Annotated in this window: 22 protein-coding genes; 3 read left to right on the forward strand and 19 right to left on the reverse strand. The window is 64.1% G+C overall.

The window, feature by feature from the left end:
* Positions 1-644: 644 nt before the first annotated feature.
* Genes B1526_RS02440 through B1526_RS02460 form a run of 5 tightly spaced genes read right to left on the reverse strand, consistent with a single transcriptional unit; the run spans position 645 to position 5749 of the window.
* The gene (locus B1526_RS02440) at positions 645-1463 is read right to left on the reverse strand and encodes an ABC transporter ATP-binding protein (RefSeq protein WP_095614524.1); all 819 of its coding nucleotides are present in this window, start codon (positions 1461-1463) and stop codon (positions 645-647) included.
* Positions 1460-2272 carry an ABC transporter ATP-binding protein gene (locus B1526_RS02445; protein ID WP_095614525.1) on the reverse strand — a complete coding sequence of 271 codons (813 nt, stop codon included), beginning with the start codon at positions 2270-2272 and terminating at the stop codon, positions 1460-1462. Before B1526_RS02445 ends, B1526_RS02440 begins: the two co-directional genes overlap by 4 nt.
* Positions 2253-3125, reverse strand: coding sequence for an ABC transporter permease (locus B1526_RS02450; protein ID WP_235607011.1), 873 nt, complete (start codon positions 3123-3125; stop codon positions 2253-2255). Before B1526_RS02450 ends, B1526_RS02445 begins: the two co-directional genes overlap by 20 nt.
* A 55-nt stretch (positions 3126-3180) precedes the next feature.
* Positions 3181-4140: an ABC transporter permease gene (locus B1526_RS02455; RefSeq protein WP_095614696.1), complete on the reverse strand. Its 960-nt coding sequence runs from the start codon at positions 4138-4140 to the stop codon at positions 3181-3183.
* Between the two features lie 22 nt (positions 4141-4162).
* Positions 4163-5749, reverse strand: a complete 1587-nt coding sequence (locus B1526_RS02460) for an ABC transporter substrate-binding protein (protein WP_095614697.1) — start codon at positions 5747-5749, stop codon at positions 4163-4165.
* 299 nt (positions 5750-6048) lie between these two features.
* On the opposite strand from B1526_RS02460, the gene B1526_RS02465 reads away from it, so the two are divergent.
* A complete protein-coding gene (locus B1526_RS02465; protein WP_095614527.1) occupies positions 6049-6810 on the forward strand; it encodes a type III pantothenate kinase in 762 nt (253 codons plus the stop codon).
* A 139-nt stretch (positions 6811-6949) separates the two neighbouring features.
* Here B1526_RS02465 and B1526_RS02470 read toward each other — a convergent pair whose 3' ends face one another.
* From B1526_RS02470 to B1526_RS09365, 14 genes are all read right to left on the reverse strand, one after another.
* Positions 6950-8326, reverse strand: coding sequence for an extracellular solute-binding protein (locus tag B1526_RS02470; protein WP_235607012.1), 1377 nt, complete (start codon positions 8324-8326; stop codon positions 6950-6952).
* A 120-nt stretch (positions 8327-8446) separates the two neighbouring features.
* On the reverse strand, positions 8447-8851 hold the full coding sequence (locus B1526_RS02475) for a hypothetical protein (RefSeq protein ID WP_095614529.1): 405 nt from the start codon (positions 8849-8851) through the stop codon (positions 8447-8449).
* A gap of 195 nt (positions 8852-9046) precedes the next feature.
* On the reverse strand, positions 9047-9793 hold the full coding sequence (locus B1526_RS02480; protein WP_095614698.1) for a pseudouridine synthase: 747 nt from the start codon (positions 9791-9793) through the stop codon (positions 9047-9049).
* 62 nt (positions 9794-9855) lie between these two features.
* Positions 9856-11748 carry a glutamine--fructose-6-phosphate transaminase (isomerizing) gene (gene glmS, locus B1526_RS02485; protein ID WP_095614699.1) on the reverse strand — a complete coding sequence of 631 codons (1893 nt, stop codon included), beginning with the start codon at positions 11746-11748 and terminating at the stop codon, positions 9856-9858.
* Positions 11749-11874: 126 nt separating this feature from the next.
* Entirely contained in the window at positions 11875-12702 is an 828-nt protein-coding gene (locus B1526_RS02490) for an amino acid ABC transporter ATP-binding protein (protein WP_095614530.1), read from the reverse strand.
* A gap of 59 nt (positions 12703-12761) precedes the next feature.
* Positions 12762-13748 (reverse strand): amino acid ABC transporter permease, encoded by a 987-nt coding sequence (locus B1526_RS02495; RefSeq protein ID WP_095614531.1) that lies wholly within the window; start codon positions 13746-13748, stop codon positions 12762-12764.
* Between the two features lie 52 nt (positions 13749-13800).
* A complete protein-coding gene (locus B1526_RS02500; protein ID WP_095614532.1) occupies positions 13801-14721 on the reverse strand; it encodes an ABC transporter substrate-binding protein in 921 nt (306 codons plus the stop codon).
* Positions 14722-14988: 267 nt separating this feature from the next.
* Positions 14989-15924: an ABC transporter substrate-binding protein gene (locus B1526_RS02505; protein WP_095614533.1), complete on the reverse strand. Its 936-nt coding sequence runs from the start codon at positions 15922-15924 to the stop codon at positions 14989-14991.
* A gap of 150 nt (positions 15925-16074) precedes the next feature.
* Positions 16075-16569 carry an SsrA-binding protein SmpB gene (gene smpB / locus B1526_RS02510; RefSeq protein ID WP_095614534.1) on the reverse strand — a complete coding sequence of 165 codons (495 nt, stop codon included), beginning with the start codon at positions 16567-16569 and terminating at the stop codon, positions 16075-16077.
* 163 nt (positions 16570-16732) lie between these two features.
* Positions 16733-18172, reverse strand: a complete 1440-nt coding sequence (locus B1526_RS02515) for a CHAP domain-containing protein (RefSeq protein ID WP_095614535.1) — start codon at positions 18170-18172, stop codon at positions 16733-16735.
* Positions 18173-18298: 126 nt separating this feature from the next.
* Positions 18299-19222, reverse strand: coding sequence for a permease-like cell division protein FtsX (gene ftsX / locus B1526_RS02520; protein ID WP_095614536.1), 924 nt, complete (start codon positions 19220-19222; stop codon positions 18299-18301).
* Positions 19219-20586, reverse strand: a complete 1368-nt coding sequence (gene ftsE, locus B1526_RS02525) for a cell division ATP-binding protein FtsE (RefSeq protein ID WP_095614537.1) — start codon at positions 20584-20586, stop codon at positions 19219-19221. The genes ftsX and ftsE overlap by 4 nt, the downstream gene beginning before the upstream one ends.
* A gap of 100 nt (positions 20587-20686) precedes the next feature.
* Entirely contained in the window at positions 20687-21817 is a 1131-nt protein-coding gene (gene prfB, locus B1526_RS02530) for a peptide chain release factor 2 (protein ID WP_095614538.1), read from the reverse strand.
* Between the two features lie 139 nt (positions 21818-21956).
* Positions 21957-22091: a hypothetical protein gene (locus B1526_RS09365; protein ID WP_268802220.1), complete on the reverse strand. Its 135-nt coding sequence runs from the start codon at positions 22089-22091 to the stop codon at positions 21957-21959.
* Positions 22092-22246: 155 nt separating this feature from the next.
* On the opposite strand from B1526_RS09365, the gene dapD reads away from it, so the two are divergent.
* Both dapD and rlmH read left to right on the forward strand, forming a co-directional pair.
* A complete protein-coding gene (gene dapD / locus B1526_RS02535; RefSeq protein ID WP_095614539.1) occupies positions 22247-23236 on the forward strand; it encodes a 2,3,4,5-tetrahydropyridine-2,6-dicarboxylate N-succinyltransferase in 990 nt (329 codons plus the stop codon).
* A gap of 104 nt (positions 23237-23340) precedes the next feature.
* On the forward strand, positions 23341-23820 hold the full coding sequence (gene rlmH, locus B1526_RS02540) for a 23S rRNA (pseudouridine(1915)-N(3))-methyltransferase RlmH (RefSeq protein WP_095614540.1): 480 nt from the start codon (positions 23341-23343) through the stop codon (positions 23818-23820).
* The last annotated feature ends 6 nt before the right edge of the window (positions 23821-23826 follow it).

A 23826-nucleotide genomic window follows, 5' to 3' on the forward strand; every position in this document is an offset into this window, starting at 1 on the left:
GCTCGCTTTGGAACCGATTTATTCACAGTATTCCTGAAAGGACAGTCAATGTGGACATCCGCATTCCCCACACTCCACCCTACGCAGAAGCGTCCGAATACGCTTGTCCCGTAAGGGTTTGTGGATGATGCACCGGATAATGGCGACGGATTGCCGCCGATGAATGATCCTGTCGTTTCAAGTTATGCGTCGATACCCGCGCGCCGGAGGCGTCGGTCAGCGACAACAACAACATGAACGATTGATCATGGTTGAAGCATATAACAGCGCGCTGACAAACAAATAATGCACTGTCCGCATAATGAACACCCCCGCCCGCGAGCTGGATGCTCACCGTGTTACAGCAGCGTTGCCGGCGCGATAGGTGCGAAGCTGGCCGCCGCCATCAAGGATGACGACACTCATGGGTCTTGGCTGTTCCGCGCTGCGGTACGCTACGGCGCCCCTCACCGTACCGTGGTGCGGAATTTCCCGCACCACGGTACGGTGAGGGGCGCCGTAGCGTACCGCAGCGCGGAATTAGCATGCAAGTGGGCTGGTTTTGCGCCGGGCAAGGTGGTTTGGGGCGGCGTGCAGGCGATGCGATTCCGCGTTGGGTTGTCGCCACCAGACATGGTGGGGTACGCCAGACACGGGGTTGCCGCTCACAGGGTCGCGGCGGCGATAAGGTCGCGCGTGTACGACGCCTGCGGATGGCCGAGGACGTCGGCAGCGCTCCCCTGTTCGACGATGACGCCGTCGTGCAACACGACGATTGTGTCGGCGATCGTCTGCACGACACCGAGGTCGTGGGAGACGAGCACCATCCCCATCTTCGGATTGCGCGCGCGCACGGCGGCGAACGCGTCGAGGATCTGCAGACGCGCGGCGACGTCGATCGCGCTCATCGCCTCGTCGGCGAGCAGAATCTGCGGTTCGGTGACGATCGCGCGCGCGATCGCGACGCGCTGCGCCTGCCCTCCCGACATATCCATCGGATACCGGTAGAGGAAATCACGCGGTTCGAGCGCGACGAGCCGCAGCGCGTCGGCGACGCGGTCTTCAAGCGCCGTGTCGCCACATCCACCGTGTGCTCCGCGCAGCCGCAGCGGTTCGCTCACCGAATCGAACGCCGTCCACCGCGGATCGAGCGACGCGAAGGGGTTCTGGTAGACGATGCCCGACGCACGCCGCAGCGCGCGCATCGCGGCGCGCCCGGCGTCGCCGCGCCTGCCGCCGTGTGCGCCTATCGACGCACCACGGAAGCGCACATCGCCGCCGTCGCACGTCTCAAGTCCGAGGAGGATGCGTGTGAGCGTCGATTTTCCCGACCCGGAACCGCCGATGACGGCGACGCATTCGCCTTCGTGCACGCGGACCGTGCATCCGTGGAGCACTTCGTGGCGTCGTGCGCCTGTACCGAAGCTTTTGCGCACGTCGACACCTTCGAGCAGTGCCGTGCGCGCGTTCGTCGATTCGTTCATCGTCGCCCTCCTGTGGACGTCCCCTCTGTGGACGTCGTGTCGGCGTGCAAGGTGAGCGCGCGCGCCGCGGACACGAGCGTCGACGCCTGCGGCGTGCGCGGCGCGTCGAGGAGCGCCGACGTACGCCCCTGTTCGACGATATGGCCCGCGTCAAGCACATAGCAGTACTGCGTCGCATGTGCGAGCACCGAGAAATCGTGGGTGATGAACAGCAATGCCGCGCCCGCTTCGTCAACGAGTGAGACGAGGAGGTCGACGATGTGCCGTTGCGTCATCGAATCGAGCGCCGTCGTCGGTTCGTCAGCGATGATGAGACGCGGCGACGTGATGAGTGCCGTCGCGATGCCGACGCGCTGTTGCTGACCGCCGGACAGCTCATGCGGATGCCGCTTGTAGAGGTCATCCGCGAGCCCGACCTTGTGCATCATCGCGCGCACACGTTCCTCGCGTTCCCCGGCGGACACGTCGTAGTGCAGTTCGAGCGGGAGCGCGATCTGCCGGCCGACCGTCAGGAGCGGGTTGAGCGCGGTGCCCGGGTTCTGGAAGACCATGCCGACAGCCGCGCCGCGCAATGCGGCGAGTTCGGCGTCGGGAAGCCCGACGAGCTGCCGGCCGTTGAGTGCGATCGACCCCGTGCATGTCGCCGTGGGCGGCAGGAGTCCCATGATCGCGCGCGAGATCATCGATTTGCCCGATCCTGAGGGGCCGACAAGTCCGACGCGCTGCCCGTCGCGCACGTCAAGATGCACGCCGTCGAGGATCGGGGTCCCGGACACGGCGACGTTCAGGTCATTGATGACGACGCCCATCGGCACCTCGCAATCGTGGATTCGTCAGTGGGTCGGCCGCTTCGCGCAACGCGTCGCCGAAGAGGTTGAGCGCGACGACCGCGATCGTCACGATGAGGCCGGGCCATAGGACGGTGAGTGGATAGATGTTGATGAACCGCACCGATGTGCTCAGCGAATGCCCCCAGCTTGGCACACCGGATGGCACGCCGACGCCGAGATACGTGAGCCCCGCCTCGGCGAGGACGGCCGTGCCCGCGGACAATGAGCATTGCACGATGAGCACGGGCATGATGTTCGGCACGATGTGCGTGAAGAAGACACGGGGCGCACTTGCGCCGTTCGCGCGCGCCGATTCGACGTACATGCTGCGTGCGGCGAGCATCGCGGACGGCCTCGCGACGCGCGCGAGGTTGAGGCCATAGCCGAATCCGCACGCGAGGACGATGACGGTGACCGACGCGCCAAGCGGCACGGCGAGCATGAGTGCGATGAGCACGGTCGGGATTGAGATCAACGCGTCAATCGCGACGACGGAGCCGTGCGCGAGCGCCGTGTGGCGTGAGACGAGCATCGCGACGAGCAGCAGGCCGAACGCGGCGGCGAAGAGCACGGTGAGCACGACGATGAGCAGGTTCGTGCGTGAGCCGGCCATGAGCCAGCTGAACACGTCCGCTCCGGTGCCATCCGTGCCGAGCCAATGGTCGGCCGATGGGCGCGCCCATACGTGGTAGCCGTTCGTCTGCCAGATGGAATGCGGTGTCCAGACGAGCGAGACGAGTGAGACGAGGATCCATGCGCCGAGGACGATGAGCGCGAAGCGTCCTGTGCCACGCGCCCACATCGTGCGTATGACGACGCCCGCGCGGCGCATGAAGCCACGTGGTGCACCGGTTGCGGATGCGGTTGTAGTGCCGTTGTTCGGTGTGTCAGTCATCGTCCTCCCCCAATCTCGGATCGAGCGCGCGGTGCGTCAAATCGACGAACAGGCCGATGACGAGGAAGAAGACCGCGAGCATGAACAGTTCGCTCTGCACGGCGATGAGGTCGCGGTGCCCGAGGTCGCCGACGAGGCCGCTGCCGATGCCGGGGAGCGCGAACAGGTTCTCGATGACCATGACGCCGGTGATCATCTCGGCGAACGTGAGGCCGATCACGGAGACGAGTTGTGGCATCGCGAGCCGCAGGCCGACGCGGATGAGCGCCTGACGGCGCGCCATGCCGCATGCCATCGCCATGTCGATCGTGCCGGTCGAGGCGACCGATTGCAACGCCGAACGCGTGTAGCGCATGATCGAGGCGCCGACGATGATGCCGACCGTGAGCGCGGGCAATACGAGCGATGCGAGAGCCTGCGCCGGTTCTTGCCATCCGCCTTGCGGGAATCCGGACGCCGGCAGGATCGGCAGGAGGCCCGAGCCGCGCGCGAACAGCAGGATGAGGATGAGGCCGCCCCACAGTGCAGGGACCGCGCCGCCGATGATTGCAACCGCCTGGTAGACGCCGCGGGCGCGCGCCGATGTCGCGAGCACCGACGCGCAGCCGAGCGGGATGCCGATCGCGATCGCGATCGCAAGCCCGAGGATGATGAGCGGGAACGTGACTTGCGCGCGGGCGCCGACGACGGACGCGACCGGCTGTCCGGTGAGCATCGTCGTGCCGAAGTCGCCGCGCAGCAGGCCGCCGATCCAATCGCCGTATTGCACGATGAGCGGACGGTCGAGCCCGAGCTGTTCGCGCAATGCGGCGACGCGTTCCGGCGGCGAGTTGAGCCCCGCCATGATCGTCGCGATGTCCCCCGGCAGCACGCGCAGCGCGAGGAACACGACGGCCGATATGACGGCGAGCGCAAGCACGAACAGCGCGAGCCTGCGCAGCAGATACCTCATCATCGTCCGGACCGTTCCTGTGTCACTTCGCCGGTGTGTAGGTCACGTCCCACAGCGGCAGGTACGTCTGGTTCATGTTGAGCGGGAACCCTTCGACGCCCTTGTCCATCGCCGTCGTGACACGGTAGTTGAGCAGCCAGTCGGCGGCCGCGTCCTCGCTCACGATGCGCGCCGCCTTCGCGAGCTTCTCGTCGCGTTCCTCGTCGCTCGTCGCCGAGAGCGCCTCGCCGGTGAGCTGCTGGACGTCCTTGTTGTCGTAGCCGTAGTAGTAGTCGGGGTTCGACCACTGGGTGAAGTCGTGGCTCTCGTTGTGGTCGACGAGGGACAGGTCGTAGTCCTTGTCCGTGTACACGTCCTGCAGCCACGTCGAGAACTCGACGACGTTGACGTTGACGTCGATGTTGACTTCCTTGAGCTGCGAGCGCAGCTGGTCGCCGATTTCGCTGCCGTACGTGTTCGGGTACGTGAGCGTGAGCTTGAGTGGATGCTCCTTCGTATAGCCGGCTTCCTTGAGCAGCGCCTTCGCCTTGTCCGCGTCGTGCGGGTAGAGCTTCGTGAGGTCCTCGTATCCGGGGTCGAGCGACGGGATCGGGCCGCCGAGCGTCTTGTCGGCGCCCCCACGTGCGGCGACGAGCTCGTCATGGTCGATCGCGTACCGGATCGCCTGACGTACCTTCTTGTCGGCCGTCGGATGGCCTTTCGCGTTGTTCATGCCGAGCACGTATTTGTCGGTGCCTTCGCCTGCTTCGACGACGTATTTCGCCGGGTCCTTCTCGAACGGTTCGGCGAGTTGCGCGGTGATTGGCGCGAGGACCTGCACTGCTCCCGATTTGAGTGCGTTGACCGCCGCGTTGTCGTCCGCGTAGTACTTGATGACGATCGTCGGCGTCTTCGGTTTCGCGCCCCAGTACTTCGTGTTCTCCTTGAGCACGATCGAGTCGTTCGGCGTGAACGATTCGACCGTGTACGGGCCGCTGCCGACCGCCTGTGTCTTCGCGACGTATGTCGCATCCTTGTCGAACACGAGTCCCGCACGACCCGTGAGCGCCCACAGCAGTTCCGAATACGGTTTCGACAACGTGAGGACGACGGTGTCGTCGCCGCTCGCGCCGACCGTCTCGACGTTCTTGAGCATGTCCGCATCGTGGTACTGTTTGTGGATCAGTTCGTCGAGTGACCATACGACGTCTTCCGCCGTGAGCGCGTCGCCGTTCGAGAACGTCATGTCCTTGTTGAGATGGAACGTGTACGTCAGGCCGTCGTCGCTCACGTCCCAGCTTTTCGCGATCGCGGGCACGACTTCGTTCTTGCTGTTGCGCGCGACGAGTCCTTCGTAGACGTTGCCGATGAGGATCTGGTCGAGGCTCGACCCCGCCGTGTTGCGGATGTCGAGGTTCGTCGGCGCGAGTTTGAGGCCGATCGTGACCGTTTTCGCCGTCGCCGACGCGTTCGCTTCGTCCTTCGCGTCCATGTGCGCGTTGCTGACGCGTACGCCGATGATGATCGCGGCGATGATCGCGATGACGATGACGAGGCCGATCCACGGTCCGTGGTTCTTCCATCCGCCGTTCTTCTTCGTCTTCGCGGCGAGCGACGCGTCGGTGCTCATCGCGTCGCCGCCGGTTCCCGTCGGATTGGTTCCGGTGTTCGCCGCGTTTGGCTGCTGCGCGTCGTGCGCGTTCGTATTGTTGTCGGTTGCGCCGTCCGTGCCGTGCGCACCTTGCTGTGATGCCATGGGATTCCCATTCGCTTGTGGATTGTTGCATTGTTCCCCTGCCGGCGGCGTCGCCGTCCGGCGGGCGGTTGGCTGCCCCGCGGGGTCGGCCACCGGTTCGGTATTGTAGAGGACGGACCATATCTTTCCCCCAGGCCGCGGCCCGGGTGATTCGCCTACGGCAAAGGAGTGCCATGCTCATCGCAGTCGACATCGGGAACACGAACATCGTCATGGGGTTCATCGACGATGACGAGCGGATCTTCGGCACGTACCGCATCACGACGAAAGCGAACCGCACGTCGGACGAATACGGCCTCATGCTGCTGCAGTTCCTCGCGTTGAACGACCTCAAACCAACCGACGTCGACGATGTCATCATCGCGTCCGTCGTACCCAAGGTCATGCATTCGTTCACGTCGAGCATCATCAAGTTCATCGGTCTCGAACCGATCGTCGTCGGCCCCGGCATCAAAACCGGCATGAACATCCGCATCGACGACCCGCGTTCGCTCGGCGCCGACTGCCTCGCCGACTGCGCCGGCGCCTACGCGGCGTACGGCGGGCGCAGCCTCGTCATCGACATGGGCACGGCGACGACGTACAACTATGTCGACGCGCGCGGCACAATCACGTGCGGCCTCATCACGACGGGCATCCGCACGGCCGCGGAAGCGCTCTCGTCCGCGACGGCGCAGCTTCCGGAAGTGCAGATCACACGTCCGCGCACGATCCTCGCGAACAATACGAAATCGGCGATCCAAGCGGGACTGTACTACGATTTCCTCGGCGGCATCGAACGCATCATCACCCAATTCCACCGCGAAATCGCGGAACCGTTCCAAGTGATCGCGACGGGCGGCCTGTCGCGCGTGTTCGAAACACCGATGATCGACGTCGTCGACCCCGACCTCATCTTCAAGGGCATGCTCGCGATCTACAAGCGCAACCAATAATCGTATAGAGTCCCTTTTCGCACTGCGGTACGCTGCGGCGCCTCCCACCGTACCGTGGTGCGGAATTTCCCGCACCACGGTACGGTGGGAGGCGCCGCAGCGTACCGCAGTGCGGAAGCAGATTGCGCACACGCGCAGCTCAGCGCATAATGAAGCCCTGGTTCGTGCCATACTCCTTGAGGTCTGACTGCCACAGCTCGATGCCGTCGTGCAACGTGACCTGCGGACCCGGCTGCTCGGGCATTTCCTTCGCCTTGAGACGCCCCTCCTGCACGCGGCGCACCGCGTCATCATAGCGCGTCTCCTTGTTGGCCCATGCGTACGCGGTGCCGACGGTCGAACGGAAATCGGCGCGCGCATACACTTCGAACGGCAGATACCTGAAGCCCGTGCTCACATGGCGCGCGGCCTGCGAGAGGACACGGTTGAACTTCTGGCCACCGAAATACGGGACGCTGATGCCACGCGCGTCCGTGACGGTCGTCTTGTCAAGGAACGCGTCACTGTTGAGCGTCGCGTTGTCCGCGGGGAACGAACCACCATCGACGCGTGTGCGGATGCCGTCCCTGCTGTGGCACACATAGTCGATGAAACGGAACGCGGCATCGGGTTTGCGGCTCGAATTGAGCACACCAAGCGCCGAACCACCATTCTCGGCGTTCATGAGCGCACCATTGCGCGTCGGCATCTGCGTGACACGCCACAATCCAGCCGTGCCGGGCACATCGGCGAGCAGCAGCGACGGCATCCACGCCCCCGCGAAGATCGACGCGACCCGCCCCGAGCCAAGCGCCCGCTTCCAGGCGTCCGACCATGTCACGAGACGCGTGTCGACGAGTTCCTCGTCGATCATCCTCTGCCAGAAATCGGTGAACGCCTGCGTGCCCTCATCGGTGTCGAGCGTGATCGACACCTCTTTGCCGTCCTCGCTCGTCGCGTACGGGATGCCGCCCGCAAGCCAGATCATCGCGTTGTAGAAGCTCGCGTCACCGGCGTCGGCCGCGATGTACACTCCGATGTTCTTGAGCTTTTTCGCGGCCTCGTAATAGTCGTTCCATGTGCGGATCCTCGTCGCGTCGACGCCCGCCTGGCGGAACACATCCTCGTTGTAGAAGAACGCCATCGGCCCCGAATCCATCGGCACACCATAGACGCGTTTCGCAAGCTGCACGGACGCCCACGAACCGGGCGTATAGAAATCACCGTACCCCTGCGTACGGTCGGTCAGGTCACGCAACTGCCCGCTGACGGCGTACTGCGGCAGCGCGAAATACTCAAGCTGCACGACGTCGGGCGTGCCATAGCCGTCCTGGATCGCCGCGTTGAGCCTCGCATAATCGGCGGTGCCGATCTGCGTGACATGGATGTCCGGATTGTCCTGCTCGAACCCCGCGATGAGCGCGGCCATGCTCGGCTCCCACGACCACACGCTGATCTGTGTGCGCGTGTCCGACGTGCCGCATCCTGCGGCGGACACAGCGGCGGCGAGCGCGAGCGCCGCCGCGAGCGCGCGCATGATCCGCCGCCTGAGCGCGCATGCGCGTGACTTCATGATTCGTGAAACCTGCACCGTTTCAATATAACGCATCCGTCCGGCCGTACCGGAAGCGGACGGACGGACCGGTCCATGGACCGGTCAGATATCGATCGCGACGCCTTCGCCCGGACGCACCGCGATGCGCACGATGTCGCCTTCCTTGACGCCGTTCGCCTTGATGTCCTTCTGCGCGACGCTCACGGTGTCGACACCGGTCTCGGTCTTGCGGATCGTCTTGCTGGGATGCGCGTTGTACCACAGGACGCGCACGTCGGCGCTGCCATCCGATTTCGGTTCGATGTGGTGCACAAACCCCTTCTGATGCCATGTGCGCCGCGAATCGTCATCGAACATGATCGGCGTGCGGTACAACTCGTCCTGCGTGTCCGCATCGATGCCGGTGAAGCACTTCTCCTCGCGTTCGCCGTTGTCACGGCCAAGCACATAGGCGATCGCGACGAACGCCGCGATCACGACAACGCACATCGTGATTACGTATCCCATGTCTGCTCCTTCGGTTGTCACTACCGTTGTAGCAAATCGGCGCATGTGCGGAAGCGTTTTGCGCTACATGCACAAGTGCGGTGGGTGGTGTATGCGGCGGTGCCGCAACGTACTGCCATTTGCAGCGCACACATAGCTACTTACTGCGGCAGTGCCGCCGCAGTCGGCCGTTTCTGCGACGCTGGACGCCGCACATCAGCGCTGCAGAAGCGGCACCGACGATACGAAGACGCGGTGTGCACCGGTGATGGGGTCGTCGAACGCGAGGCGGCGCGCGACGAGTTCAAGTGGACGACTGAAGTCGTCGTATGCGCGCTCCTCGATCGTCGGATACAGGTCGTCACCGACGATCGGCAGTCCGAGTGCGTGCATATGCACGCGCAGCTGATGTGTTTTGCCGGTGTGCGGCGTGAGCACATACCGCGCGATCGGCACCGCACGCGCATCGTGCACACGGTGTACATCGCGCACACCACACCCATCCCCCACCGTGTGCGCGTATCCGAGCAGCTGCGCGCGGTCGATGACGGTGTGCGCGTTCGGCTCGCCGCGCACTTCGCGCGCCTGCAGCACACCGCGCGTCTTCACGATGCGCGAACGACGCTCAAGTGGGAACGGACGTGGCGGTTCAAGCGCGCGCACAACGCCCGTCGACGGATGACGTACCGGTTTGAGTGGCGCGGCGCATTCGTATGTCTTCACGGCGCGGCGATCCTGGAACAACGTCTGGTACGCGCCGCGCAACGCGGGGTCGCGGACGAAGACGAGGACACCCGCGGTCGCACGGTCGAGCCTATGCGCGGGTGTGATCTGCGGTTCACCGTACCGTTCGCGCAACCGCATGAGCGCGGTCTGCCGATACCACATGCCGCGCGGCATCGTCGCGAGGAAATGTGGTTTGTCGACGACGATGATCGCCGCATCCTCGTATATGACGGGCATCGCGAATGGGATGTCCGGTTCGTCGGTGACGAAACGGTGCCGACGGGGCGTGGACGCGCACGTCACTCGACGGTGACCGATTTCGCGAGGTTGCGTGGCTTGTCGACGTCGTATCCCTTTTGCTTGGCCATATCCATCGCGAGCAGCTGGAGCGGGACGACGTCGACGAGGGGGCTCATGAGCGTCGGGCATTGCGGGCGCCAGAAGATGATGTCCGCGTAGCGTTCGACGTCCTTGTCGCCTTCCTCGGCGACCGCGATGATGAACGCGCCGCGCGCCTTGACCTCCTCGATGCCCGAGATGACCTTCGCGTGCAGGATGTTGCGCCCGCGCTCGGGCGGGACGATGAACACGACCGGCTCGCCCTCGTCGACGAGCGCGATCGGCCCGTGCTTGAGCTCGCCGGCGGCGAAGCCCTCGGTGAACGTGTACGCGATCTCCTTGAGCTTGAGCGCGCCCTCGAGCGCGACCGGGTAGCCGACATGGCGTCCGAGGAACAGGAACGAGTTCGCGTCGGCGAGCTGCTCGGCCGCCCGCGCCACGCGCGGCGGCTGCGTGTCGAGCACCCACTGGATCTTCTGCGGCATCGCCTTGAGCGAATCGAGCGTCTGGTGGATCTCGTCACGGAACACGGCGCCCTTGAGCTGCGCGAGGTACAGGCCGAGGATGTACGCGGCCGTGATCTGCGCGACGAACGCCTTCGTCGACGCGACGGCGACCTCGGGGCCCGCGTGCGTGTACAGGACCGCGTCCGACTCCCTCGGGATGCTCGCGCCCTGCGTGTTGCAGATCGCGAGGACCTTCGACCCCTGCTCGCGCGCGTGGCGCAACGCCATCAATGTGTCCATCGTCTCGCCCGACTGCGAGATCGCGACGACGAGCGTGCGCGGCGTCAGGATCGGGTCGCGGTAGCGGAACTCGTGCGCGAGCTCGACCTCGACCGGGATGCGCACCCAATGCTCGATCGCGTACTTCGCGACCATGCCCGCATAGCTCGCCGTGCCGCAGCCGATCACGATGATCTTGTCGACCGCCTTGAAATCATGCTCGTCGATATGCACCTCGTCGAGGTTGATGTTGCCGTCCTCGTCAAGACGGCCGAACAACGTGCGCTGCACGGCGGCCGGCTCCTCATGGATCTCCTTGTCCATGAACGAGTCCCAACCGCCCTTCTCCGCGGCCGACGCGTCCCAATCCACCTCATAGACGGCCGGATCCCCGACAAGGTTGCCGTCGAAATCGGTCACCGTGACGCCATCCGCCGTGATCATGACCGCCTGGTCCTGGTCGATCTCCATCGCCGTCTTCGTGTACGCGACGAACGCGGCCACATCCGACCCAAGGAAGTTCTCCCCCTCGCCCAGACCCACGACGAGCGGCGAATCATGGCGCGCGCCGACGACGACACCCGGCTGGCGGCAATCGACCGCGAGGATCGTGAACGCGCCCTCAAGCATGCGCCCAAGCCTGCGCATCGCCTCAAGCAGGTCCGGCGCGCCCGTCTCGGCGATCACATTGTCGACGATCTTGCCAAGCAGCTTCGCGGCGACCTCGGTGTCCGTGCTCGACGCGAACCGGTACCCCTCCGCCTGCAGATCCAGACGCAGCTGCGAGGCGTTCTCGATGATGCCGTTGTGGATGATCGCGACCTTGCCGTCACGGCTCGCATGCGGATGCGCGTTGACATCGTTCGGCACACCATTCGTCGCCCAACGCGTATGCCCGATCGCGACCGTCGCCTCAGGCATCGGATCGGCCTCGATGTCATCGATGAGATTCGACAGACGCCCCGCCTTCTTACGCACCGCGACACGCCCCATACCCGGCGCCGTCAACGCGACACCCGCCGAATCATACCCACGGTACTCAAGACGCTGAAGCCCCTGGATGCACACTTCAAGCGGCCTCATCGACGGGGTGTTGACATTACCTGCATATCCTACGATTCCACACATAGGCAACAGCATAACGGACGGATGCCGCAAATGCACACGTTCCCAGCGAAACCGCCGTTTCCTCACCGATTGTGCACATATCGTACCGCCGATGCGCACGTCCACGACGCGCACATCGGCGAGAGGTCACAGCACGTGCTGCAGGAAGTCCTTGAACCGCGGTTCCTTTGGGTTGTCGATGATCTCGGGTCCGCCCTGTTCGACGACGACACCGCCGTCCATGAACACGATCTGGTCGGCGACCTCCTTCGCGAAGCCGATCTCATGGGTGACGACGATCATCGTCATGCCTTCGTCGGCAAGCTGGCGCATGACGGCGAGCACTTCGCCGACGAGTTCCGGGTCGAGCGCGGACGTCGGTTCGTCGAAGAGCATGATCTCGGGTTTCATCGCGAGCGCACGCGCGATTGCGACGCGCTGCTGCTGGCCGCCCGAAAGCTGCCCGGGATAGTAGTCGAGGCGGTCGCCGAGACCGACGCGTTCGAGTTCCTTGACGGCGAGCTCACGTGCCTGCGCCTTCGGCATTTTCTTGACGTGCACGGGCGCTTCCATGACGTTTTCGAGCGCCGTCATATGCGGGAAGAGGTTGAATTTCTGGAAGACCATGCCGAGTTTCGAGCGTTGCGCGGCCACTTCCTTGTCGTTGAGCGTCTGCAGTGTGCCGTCGGCGAGGCGTTTGTAGCCGATCATCTCGCCGTTGACGTCGATTTCGCCGCCCGTGAGCGTCTCGAGTTGGTTGATGAGGCGCAGGAACGTCGATTTTCCCGATCCCGAAGGACCGAGGATGACCGTCACCGTGCCCGGCATGACCTGCATGTCGATGCCTTTGAGGACATGCAGGTCGCCGAACGCCTTGTGCACCTGCTTCGCTTCGACGGCCGGTTTGCCCGGCCGCTCACCGCGCCGTTCGGCGGCCGTGTCCTGTGCCGCGAGCGTTGTATTGTCGTCACTCATCTCATGTCTCCGTTCAGGTCTCGTCTCGTCACGTCTTCGTGTGCGCTGTGTGTGCGGCGCTAGGCGTTGTATCCGAGGAACGCCGCCTCGTTCGTCTTCTCGACGTCGTCCTTCGGTTCGCCTTCGGTCTTGCCCGGAAGCGGCGGCTGCTTGCCTTTCGTGCCGACGGGGCGCGCTTCGAAGCCTTTGCCGAAGTGCTTTTCGAGCATCGACTGGATGACCATGAGGATCGACGTGATGAGCAGGTACCAGATGCTCGCCACGAGGAGCAGCGGGATTGGTTTGTAGATGCGGTTCGCGATCGCGTTCGTCGCGTATTGCAGTTCGAGCGTGAACGGCACGGCGAGCACAAGCGATGTCGTCTTGAGCATGCCGATCGTCTCGTTGCCGGTCGGCGGGATGATGATGCGCATCGCCTGCGGCAGGATGACGCGGCGCATGATCATCGACCGCTTCATGCCGAGCGCCTGCGCGGCCTCCGCCTGCCCGGGATCGACGGCTTCGAGGCCCGCGCGCACGATTTCGGCGAGATAGGCGGCCTCGTTGAGCGCGAGGCCGATCCATGCGGCGTTGAACGCGGTGATGACGGTCTGCGAATCGACGCTCCAGAATTCGATTGACGTGAGCGGGATGCCGATCGAGAGCCGTGGGATGAGCACGGCGAACAAGCCCCAGAACACGAGCTGTGTGTAGACAGGGGTGCCGCGGAAGAACCAGATGTAGAACCAGCTGACACCGCGCAGGACCGGGTTGACCGATTTGCGCATGACCGCGAGGATCACGGCGAGGATGATCGCGACGACCATCGAGATCACGGTGAGCAGCAGCGTATAGCCGACGCCTTCGAGCACGCGTTCGTTGAACAGGTATTTCCATACGATGTCCCATTCGAAGCGTGGGTTCGTGATGAGGCCTTTGACGAGCATCGCCGCGAGGATCGCGACGATGACGGCCGCGACGATCGCGCCGGTGCGCCTGACCGGTTTCGCGTTGATCCGGTTCGGGATCGGCAGTCCCTCACCGTCCGGTTCCACATGATGCGGCATCGTCTCTCCTTATGTCAGTGGTATGTCGGGTATGTCGATATGTCGGTATGCGTCAGCCGAGGTCGGTCGGGTTGATCTCGGCCTTGTCGATCGCGCCGTTCTCGACGCCCCACGCCTTGAGGATCTTCATGTAGTCGCCGTCGTCCATGAGGTGCTGCATGCCCGCCTGCACGGCCTTCGCGAGTTCGGTGTCGCCTTTCTTGACCGCGACGCCCTGCTTGACGACGCCTTCGGCGCTGCCGAGCTCCTCGAGTTCGTCACCGGTCTGCGAGATCGCGTAGCCGGCGACGGGCGAATCGGCGTAGAACACGTCCGCCTTGCCGGAGACGACGGATGTCGCGGCGTCCGTCTGCAGCTTGCTCGGCAGGACCTCGACGTCCTTCTTGCCGTCGGCCTTGCACTGTTCCTTGATCTCGTTGGCCTCTTCCTCCTGCGTCGTGCCGACCTGGACGGCGATCTTCATGCCGCACAGATCATCGGTGTTGACGTGTTCGGGATTGCCTTTCTTGACCGCCCAGCTCGAACCGGCCTTGTAGTAGCTGACGAAATCGACGGCGTCCATGCGTTCCTGCGTGATTGTCATCGCCGTGATCCCAAGGTCGTATTTGCTGCCGACGGACGGCACAATCGAATCGAACGTCGACGAGACGATCTCGGTGTCGAGGCCGAAGACCTTGCCGAGCGCCTTCGCGAGGTCGACGTCATAGCCCTGCGGCGTCTTGCCATCGTTCGCGAGGAATTCGGCGGGAGCGTAGGACAGCTCCATGCCGACGGTGAGCTTGCCGCTGTCGGCGATCGACTTCGGCACCATCGCCGCGATCCTGTCGTCCTTCTTGACGCTCGCGACGTCGAACGCGGCCTTCTTCTCCGCGTTCGCGTCGGACTCGTCGCTCGTGCCGCATGCGGCGGCCCCGAACAGCAGCGCGGCGCCCGCGAGCGCCGCCACGAACTTCTTCATACGATGCAGAGACATCGAACCTACTCCTCTTGTCATCTCATCTTCGGCGCGCGTCGCGGACACGTCTGACGTGTCCGCGACGCGCGTGACACATCCTGCCCAGTGTAGTGACGGCGTGCTACGAAACGGTTACGTTGGACGACGACTTCGTCAGTCGTCGTACTGAATAATATGTAGTCTTCTGCATAAACATGCAGGGCGCGGTTCTGCGCTGTGCGCGAACCACGCCCTGACGACGCCGCAGTCATGCGGCATATGCGCGCGCTGCGGTCGGCCGCGTGCTCACTTCGTATCGGTCGGATTGATTTCGGCGACTTCGATCGCGCCGTCCTTCGCACCCCATTCCTCGAGGATCGCCTCGTAGGTGCCGTCGTCCATGAGCTTCTGCATCGCCTTCTGCACGGCTTCGTCCATCTGCTTGTCGCCCTTCTTGATGACGACGCCCTGCTTCGTGACGCCGACGTCCTCGCCGAGCTTCTCAAGCTGGCCGTCCGTCTGCGCGATCGCATAGCCGGCGACCGGCGTGTCCGCGTAGAACGCCGACGCCTTGCCGGTCGTGACGTTCGTCGTCACATCGGTCTGCAGTTTGCTCGACAGGACGTTGATCTCCTGCTTGCCATCGGCCTTGCACTGTTTGTTCATCTCGGTGAGCTCCTCTTCCTGCGTCGTGCCGATCTGCACGGCGACCGTCTGCCCGCACAGGTCCTTCGGGTCGATCTTGTCGGGATTGCCCTTCTTTGTGGCCCACGTCGAACCGGCCTTGTAGAAGCTCACGAAATCGACGGCGTCCATACGTTCGGGCGTGATCGTGAACGACGAGATGCCGACGTCGTACTTCGAACCGACCGACGGGATGATCATGTCGAAGCTCGCGACCTTGTTCTCAGCCTCAAGCCCCATGACCTTCGCGAGCGCCTTCGACATGTCCACGTCGTAGCCGACGGGCGTCTTGCCATCCTCGGCGAGGAACTCGGCGGGCGCGTAGGACGTGTCCATGCCGACGGTGAGCTTGCCGTCCTTCTTGACGTCGTCCGGCACGAGTGCGGCGATCTCATCGACCGTCTCGACGTTCGAGACATCGTATCCCTGCGTCGTCTTGCCGTCGGCGTTCTTCGTACCGTTCCCCGAATCGTCCGATGTACCGCACGCGGCGCCCGCGAGGCACAGCGACGCGCCCAATGCGAGCGAGACAATCGACTTCAACGTGTTCTTGCGCATAGCGTTCCCTACCTTCGTTCTTCCATCTGCTGTGTGCGCATTCGGCCGTATTGTCCGAATCCGCACACAGACTAAGCCAAGTCATGCTACGAACGCGTTTCCGCTGTGCAACATGTGGACACGTGCGCCGTTGTGCGGATGCACACGCTGTCAGCCGCGCGCGTGCATGTTCTTGTAGCGCAGCACACGTTGCGCCTCGCGCTTGTCCTGTTCCTCACGCAGCGCCTGCCGCTTGTCGTATTCCTTCTTGCCGCGCGCGAGTGCGATCTCTATTTTCGCGCGGCCGTCGTCGTTGAAATAGATGCTCAGCGGCACGATCGTGTATCCTTTCGCCTGGATCTGGCGTCCGAGTTTCTCGATCTGTTCGGCGTGCAGCAGCAGTTTGCGTTTGCGCTTCGGCGCATGGTTGTTCCATGTGCCGTTGAGGTATTCGGGGATGTTCGCGCCTTCGAGCCAGATCTCCCCGCGTTTGTCGATGCTGATGAACGCCTCCGCGAGCGACGCGCGCCCTTCGCGCAACGATTTCACTTCGGTGCCCGTGAGCGCGATGCCCGCCTCGTATCGGTCCTCGATTTCGTAGTCGTGCCGCGCGCGCTTGTTGCGGGCGACAATCTGATCGCCCACGGTCTTCTTGTGCTTCGCCATGACCGCTCCTCCCGTTGTCCCTATCGATTCGTGTGATTTTGTGCCGGTGTCCGTCGTATCCTCGACCTTCCACATTAGCGCACGATATGCGAATCCGCCGCCCGCGCATGGCGGATACGGCGGATTCGTGACGTGTGCCTGTGTGCGGCGACGGCCGCAACGGTCAGTGCACGTAGAGGAACCGTCCCGGATTGTACAGCGTGCGGTACGTGATCGTATAGAGTCCGGCGACGTTCGATTCGGAGATCGTGACCGAGTTCGCACCGACGCTTTCGACGACGGCGACGTGCCCCCACGGGATCGACGCCCCTTCCTGGCCCGGGGGGAACGAGAGCGCCGCGCCGACCTGCGGCACGTTGTCGACACGCAGGCCGTAGCTTGGTGCGGTCGACGCCCAGTCGCCGCCATTGCCGAGATAGGACGGTGTGCCGATGCCCATCTGCTTGCGGCGTTCGTAGGCCCACCATGTGCACTGCCCTGCGGCGTACGCGTTTCCATAGTCGCCGTTCGACGTGCCCTGTCCGCCCGAGGAGCCACCCGATGGTTGGCTTGGTTGGCTCGGTTGGCTCGGCTGGGCCGGCGTCGACGGCTGGCTCGGCTGTGCGGGCTGGCTCGGTCGGGACGGCTGGACGGCGGTGCCGGTGTTCGTACCCTGCGGGGGGCGCGTCGTGCCCTGCGCCTGCATCTGCTGGACGCGGGCGGCTTCGGCCGCCTGCTCCTGACGGTACTTCCTGTTGTTCGCGTCGATCTGCGACTGGAGCATGACCGTTTCCGCCGCCTGCTGCGCCGCGGCCGTGCTCAGCTCGTCCTTGCGGCCTTCGAGGTCGGAGCGCATCTGTTCGCCTTTGACGCGCTGCGCGTCGAGCGCGTCGCTCTTCGCCTGCGCATCGGCGGCCGCGGACTGCGCCGCCGCTGACTTCTTATCAGCGTCGGACTTGTATGTCGTGATGCGCGCTTCGATCGCCTTGAGGCGTTCGCCGCGGTTCATCGAGATGCTCAGGCCGTCGGCCGCTTCGGACGCCGCGTTCGCCTCGTTGCGCGACAGCGCGTCACGCGACTGCATCTGCCGGATGAATTCCTTCGTGTCGGTCGATCCGGTCATGACGCTCATGACGTCCGACGTGTCCGATCCGTGCATCGATTCGCGCGCGACCTGTGCGACCGCCGCGTGCGCGTCGTCGTAATCCTCGCCGGTTTTCTTGATTTCGGCTTCGAGGTTTTCCTTGTCCTTCTGCGCGGCGGCGAGGCGCTGCGCCGCGGTGTCGGCTTCGGACTTCGCCGCGGCGGCCGCCGCGTTCGCCGTTTCGACTTCCTTCGCGGCCGCGGGGATCTGGTTGTTCGTCAGGTCGTCGAGTTCGACGATTTTGTCCGCGAGCTCGCTTTTGACGCCCGCGAGCTGTTCGCGCAGTTCGGCTTCGCGCTGGACGCTTTCCTGATGCGAGTTCTGCGCGTTGATCAGATCAGTATACGTGTCCGCATGCGCGAGCGGCACCGGGGCGAACACGGGCGCCGCGAAGGCCGCCGCACACAGCGACGTCGCGAGTACACCCGCGATGAGGGGTCGACGTGACCATCCACGGTTGTGTGTGGTTCGACGAATCATTGCACACCTTTCGACATCTGTTCCGGCACATACCTTAGCATTCCCATCCTGAGCACCGCCGGCGTGCCGCGGACGGCGCCTGTGTTTGTTCACAGGTTCTTCACAAATCGGTTCCGACTTCGCCGGTCACGCCTTGAGGTAGCGGTTGAGCGCGACCGAGGACGCGATGACGGACAGCAAGACGGCGCCGACGATGAGCAGCGGCGAGATCCACAGGACCGTCATCTGGTTGACGTACGGGATCCACGTGACCGATTTCGCGAGCCAATCGGTGATGAAGACCTTGACGAGCGCGCTGAGCGCAAGGCATGAGAGGACCGATCCGAGCAACGCCGCCACGGTGCCTTCGAGGATGAACGGCAACCGTATCGTCCAGTTCGACGCGCCGACGAGGCGCATGATCTCGGTCTCCTCGCTGCGTGAGGCCGCCGACATGCGGATTGTCGTGCTCGTGAGCATGACCGCGACGACGACCATGACCGCCGCGAGCGCCGCCGTCGCCGCCGTCGCGCGGTTGAGGACGGCGAAGACCGGTTCGAAGATCTGCCGTTGGTCGACGACGTCCTCGACGCCGTCACGTCCGGAAAGAACTTCGGAGACGACCTTGTATTTCTCCGGGTTCTTGAGCTTGAGCCACAGCGAACCCTGCATGTCGGCGGCCGTGAGGGTGCGCCCTTGGAATTCGCCGTTCGGGTACTGTTTGAGGAACGAATCGTTGTAGAAGTCCTCGGGGCTCTCGTAGGTGACCGACGAGACGTCGTCGCCGAGTTCCTTCTGGATGACGCTTTGCAGTTCGTTGATCTGCTGTGTCGTCGCCGCTTTGCCCGCCGCGCAGTTCGCCGACTGGCTCGTGCCGTCCGGGCATAGCCATACGACGACTTCGACTTTGTCGTACCAGTCGCCTTTCGCTTTCGTGATCTGCGCCTGCGTGAGGAGCGACGCGCCGATGAACAGGAACGAGATGAACGTCACGAGCATGACGGACAGCAGCATCGGCACGTTGCGCCGGAGGCTCGTCCATGTTTCGCTGAGGATGAAGCGGAATCTCATCGGTTGTCCTCCTGCCCATGCTGCTCCTGCCGCCCACTCGGAGCGCCGTCACGTGCGGCCGCGTGGCGCCGGCGCGCGCGTTGCGGCGGGCGTGGCGGCTGCGGCGGCTGCGGAGGTGCGCCGGCGTCCTGTCCGCCCTGTTCCGCGGAGGCATCGGAAATCGATGCATCGGATGCGTCTGCCGTATTGGATACGTCCGACGCAGCTGACGTGTCCGCTGCTTCCGACGCGTTCGCGTGGCGCGAGTGGCGTTCCATGGGCGGGTGTGGGGGCATGCCGCCGTCGGTGACGGCCTCCATTGCCTCGGTCTCGGCGAGTTCCGCACCGCCGGACTCCCCGCCGTCCCCTCCGTTCGCCTCACGCGCTTCGAGTTCCTCAAGGGTCAGGCCGCTGCCCCACGTGAGTGTCTCCTCGACGGGTGCGAACGCCTCGCCGTATCGTCCGGTCTTGCCGGCGTGCACGCTTTTCGCGAGGCGCGCGATGCCTTCGCTCGTGTCGTGTTCGATGACGTCGTTGACGGCGTCGGCGGCCGCTTGCGCACGTTCGATGCGTTCCTTGCGGTTCTTCGGGCTTCCCGCGCGTTCAAGGTCGGTCACGGTGATCGACGCCATCGACGCGTCGTTGCTGATCGCGTCGTGCGCGTTCGCTTCGACTTGTGCGTCGGGGAAATAGAGTGCCGAATCGTAGACGCCCGCCGCTTGGTCGCGCACGATGTGCCCGTTGTGCAGTTCGACGACACGTTTGCGCATCGAATTGACGATTTCCTCGTTATGTGTCGCCATGACGATCGTCGTGCCGGTGCGGTTGATCGCGTCGAGCACTTCCATGATGCCGAGCGATGTCGTCGGATCGAGGTTGCCTGTCGGTTCGTCGGCGAGCAGCAGCTGCGGATGGTTGACGTACGCGCGCGCGATCGTGACACGCTGCTGCTCGCCACCGGACAGCTCAAGCGGCCTGTTGCGTTCCTTGCCGGTCAAGCCGACCGTCTTGAGGACCTTCGGGACGAGCGAACGGATCGCCGAACGCGGTGTGCCGATCACTTCGAGCGCGAACGCGACGTTCTCCCAGACGGTCTTGTTCGTCAGCAGTTTGTAATCCTGGAAGATCATGCCAATCGAACGGCGGTACTGCGGCACCTGACGGTTCGGCAGACGGCGCAGGTCGTAGCCGCCGACGCGGATCTCACCGCCCGTCACCTCCTCCTCGCGCAGCAGCAGGCGCAGCAGCGACGTCTTGCCTGAGCCCGATGCGCCGACGAGGAAGACGAAATCGCCACGGTCGATCTGCAGGTCGATGTCCTCAAGCGCAGGACGCGTGGAATTCGGGTAGATCTTGTTCACATGGTCGAGCGAAATGAGTGCCATGTCATCTCCTATCCATCGTGCGCGCCGGCGAAGCCTGCGGCCGTGGCCGTCGCACCGGGCTCCACGGCGTCTTCACGGACGTGCCGCGTAGTGCAGCAGTTTACTCGTCGGCCTGTTCAGCGGCTTCGCGGCGCTGTTCGTGACGCCAGCGGATGCCGGCCTGGATGAACGCGTCGATGTCGCCGTCGAACACGGCCTGCGTCTGCGACGTCTCATAGCCGGTGCGCAGGTCCTTGACCATCTGGTACGGGTGCAGGACATACGAGCGCATCTGGTCGCCCCAGCTCGCCTTGATGTCACCTGCGAGTTCCTTCTTCTTCTTCGCTTCCTCCTCGTGGCGCAGCACCAGCAGGCGCGACTGCAGGACGGCCATCGCCGCGGCGCGGTTCTGGATCTGCGAACGCTCATCCTGCATCGTCACGACGATGCCGGTCGGAAGATGGGTGATGCGCACGGCGGAATACGTCGTGTTGACACCCTGCCCGCCGGGGCCCGACGCGCAATAGGTGTCGACGCGGATCTCACTGTCCGGCACATCGATGTGGTCGGTCGCCTCGACGAGCGGCACGACCTCGACGGCCGCGAAACTCGTCTGCCGACGCCCCTGGTTGTCGAACGGCGAGATGCGCACGAGGCGGTGCGTGCCGCCCTCGACCGAAAGACGCCCGTACGCGTATGGCGCGTCCACCTGGAACGTCGCCGACTTGATGCCGGCCTCCTCGGCGTAGGACGTGTCCATGACCTTCGCCTTGTATCTGTTGCGCTCAGCCCAACGCAGATACATGCGCAGCAGCATCTGCGCGAAATCGGCCGCGTCGACGCCGCCTGCGCCGGAACGGATCGTCACGACGGCGGAACGTTCGTCGTATTCGCCATCCATGAGGGTCTGGATCTCCATATCCTCGAGATCGCCCGTGATGTTGTCGATCTCCGTCTGCGCTTCGGTGAGCGTGTCCTCGTCGTTCTCCTCACGTCCGAGTTCGACGAGCGTCTCGACGTCGTCGATGCGCGTCGCCGCCGAATTGAGTCGTTTGATCTGCGACTGCACGGCGGACAGCTTCGACGTCACCTTCTGCGCGTTCTCCGGATCGTCCCACAGGCCGGGCGCCGACGCCTCGACCTCGAGGTCCTGCTCCTGCTGCTTGAGTCGGTCGATGTCGAGCGCGAGCGCGATCTCCTCGTATTTCGCGCGCGCGTCGGCGATCGCTTGGGAAAAATCAAATTCTGCCATGATGTTCTCGCTTCTGTAATGATTCGTTCGTGTTGTTCAGCTGTTCCTGTGTATGGCCGTTGCGGCCTGAGACACGCCCCTGCAGGAAGTGCCGATGTGGATGGGCGGCCGGCGCAGGGCGTCACAGCGGCCCGCGTGGTCAAAGACCAGCGAATACGAACGGCGCGGCAAAGCTCAGCATCAGCGCGACGGCAACAACAATGGCCACGATGCGCGTGGCATCATGGCTGTGCCCCTCACGGTGCTGGTCTTGAAAGTTCTTTTTGGCGCTCACAGCACACAAAGTATACTGCATCCGCTACCCGAGCCGCTCCGGCTATGCTCGCGGCGGTAAGACCGCGAGGCGCGCTTGCGCGGGCCGCGTTGTATCGTTGCCTTGGAAGTGCGCGGAGTGGCCGCAGCACCGTATATGAGCATGAAGGAGACACTATGGCCGAACAGCGCAAGGCGTGGGGCTGGGGTCTGGCGAGCATCGACGCCGCCGGCAACACGCTGGATGTATGGTATCCGAAGGCGAAATTGGGTGAGGCACCCGCCGAAGCCGACCGCCCGAACCACGGGTTCGGCGCGCTCGTGCACGACGGTCCCGACGCGCGCGGCGTCAAGCGTGTGCCGGTGTTCACGGCCGCGAACATCGACGCGCCGATCGAGGACGCCGCCGACGCCTATCTGCGTCTGCACCTGCTGAGCATGCGCCTCGTCAAGCCGAACTCGATGAACCTCGACGGCATCTTCGGCGCGCTCAACAACGTCGTGTGGACGAACTACGGCCCGTTCGCCGTCGACGACTTCGCACTGCGCCGCCTCGACGTCATGAACGAGAACGCCGGCGCCGGCATGCCGGGCATGCACGCCGACGTCAACGTCCTCGCGATCGACAAGTTCCCGCGCATGCTCGACTACGTCGTGCCGAGCGGCGTGCGCATCGGCGACGGCGACCGCGTGCGCCTCGGCGCCTACCTGAGCGAAGGCACGACGGTCATGCACGCCGGCTTCGTCAACTTCAACGCCGGCACGCTCGGCACATGCATGATCGAAGGCCGCGTCTCACAGGGCGTCGTCGTCGGCGATGGCTCCGACGTCGGCGGCGGCGCGTCGATCATGGGCACGCTCTCGGGCGGCGGCAAGCTGCGCAACTCGATCGGCGAGCATTCGCTCCTCGGCGCGAACGCCGGCATCGGCATCTCGCTCGGCGACAATTGCGTCGTCGAAGCGGGCCTGTATGTGACGGCCGGCACGAAGATCGAAGTGTGGGACAAGGAGAAGGCCGCCGCGGGCGTCGCGCTCGACGTCGTCAAAGGCGCCGACCTGAGCGGCAAGGACAACATCATGTTCATCCGCAATTCGCTCACGGGCGCCGTGCAGGCGCGTGCGCGCAAGGTCGGCATCGCGCTCAACGACGCACTCCACAAGAACTGACGGATCCATATCCACACGATGTGCGCCCGGTGGGATGCATGTCCGGAAAATCGTCCGGACATGCATCCCACCGGGCGCACATCATAGGAGGACAAGGAACGACGATGAACATCGATATTGTCTGTGTCGGCAAAATCAAGGAACGCTATCTGCGCGACGCCATCGACGAATACACGAAACGACTGTCTCGGTTCGCGAAAGTCGGCATCATCGAAGTCACCGACGAGAAGACACCGGAACACGCGTCGGACGCCGTCAACGAGCAGATCAAAGCGAAGGAAGGCGAACGCATCCTCAAGCATCTGCGCGCGAACGCCTACGTCGTCGCGCTCGCGATCGAAGGACGGCAGTTGACGAGCGAACAGCTCGCGGCGCGCGTCGCGGATTGGGGGTTGCACGGTGCAAGCCATCTGCAGTTCGTCATCGGCGGTTCGCTCGGGCTTGACGCGCGTGTCCTCGCACGTGCGGACATGCTGCTGAGTTTTTCGAAGATGACGTTCCCACACCAGCTCATGCGCGTCATCCTGTTGGAACAGGTCTACCGCGCGTACAAAATCAACGCGCACGAACCGTACCACAAATGAAGGGGG

Origin of the sequence: Bifidobacterium criceti (assembly GCF_002286935.1) — a bacterium.
In the GTDB taxonomy this organism is placed as follows: Bacteria; Actinomycetota; Actinomycetes; order Actinomycetales; family Bifidobacteriaceae; genus Bifidobacterium; species Bifidobacterium criceti.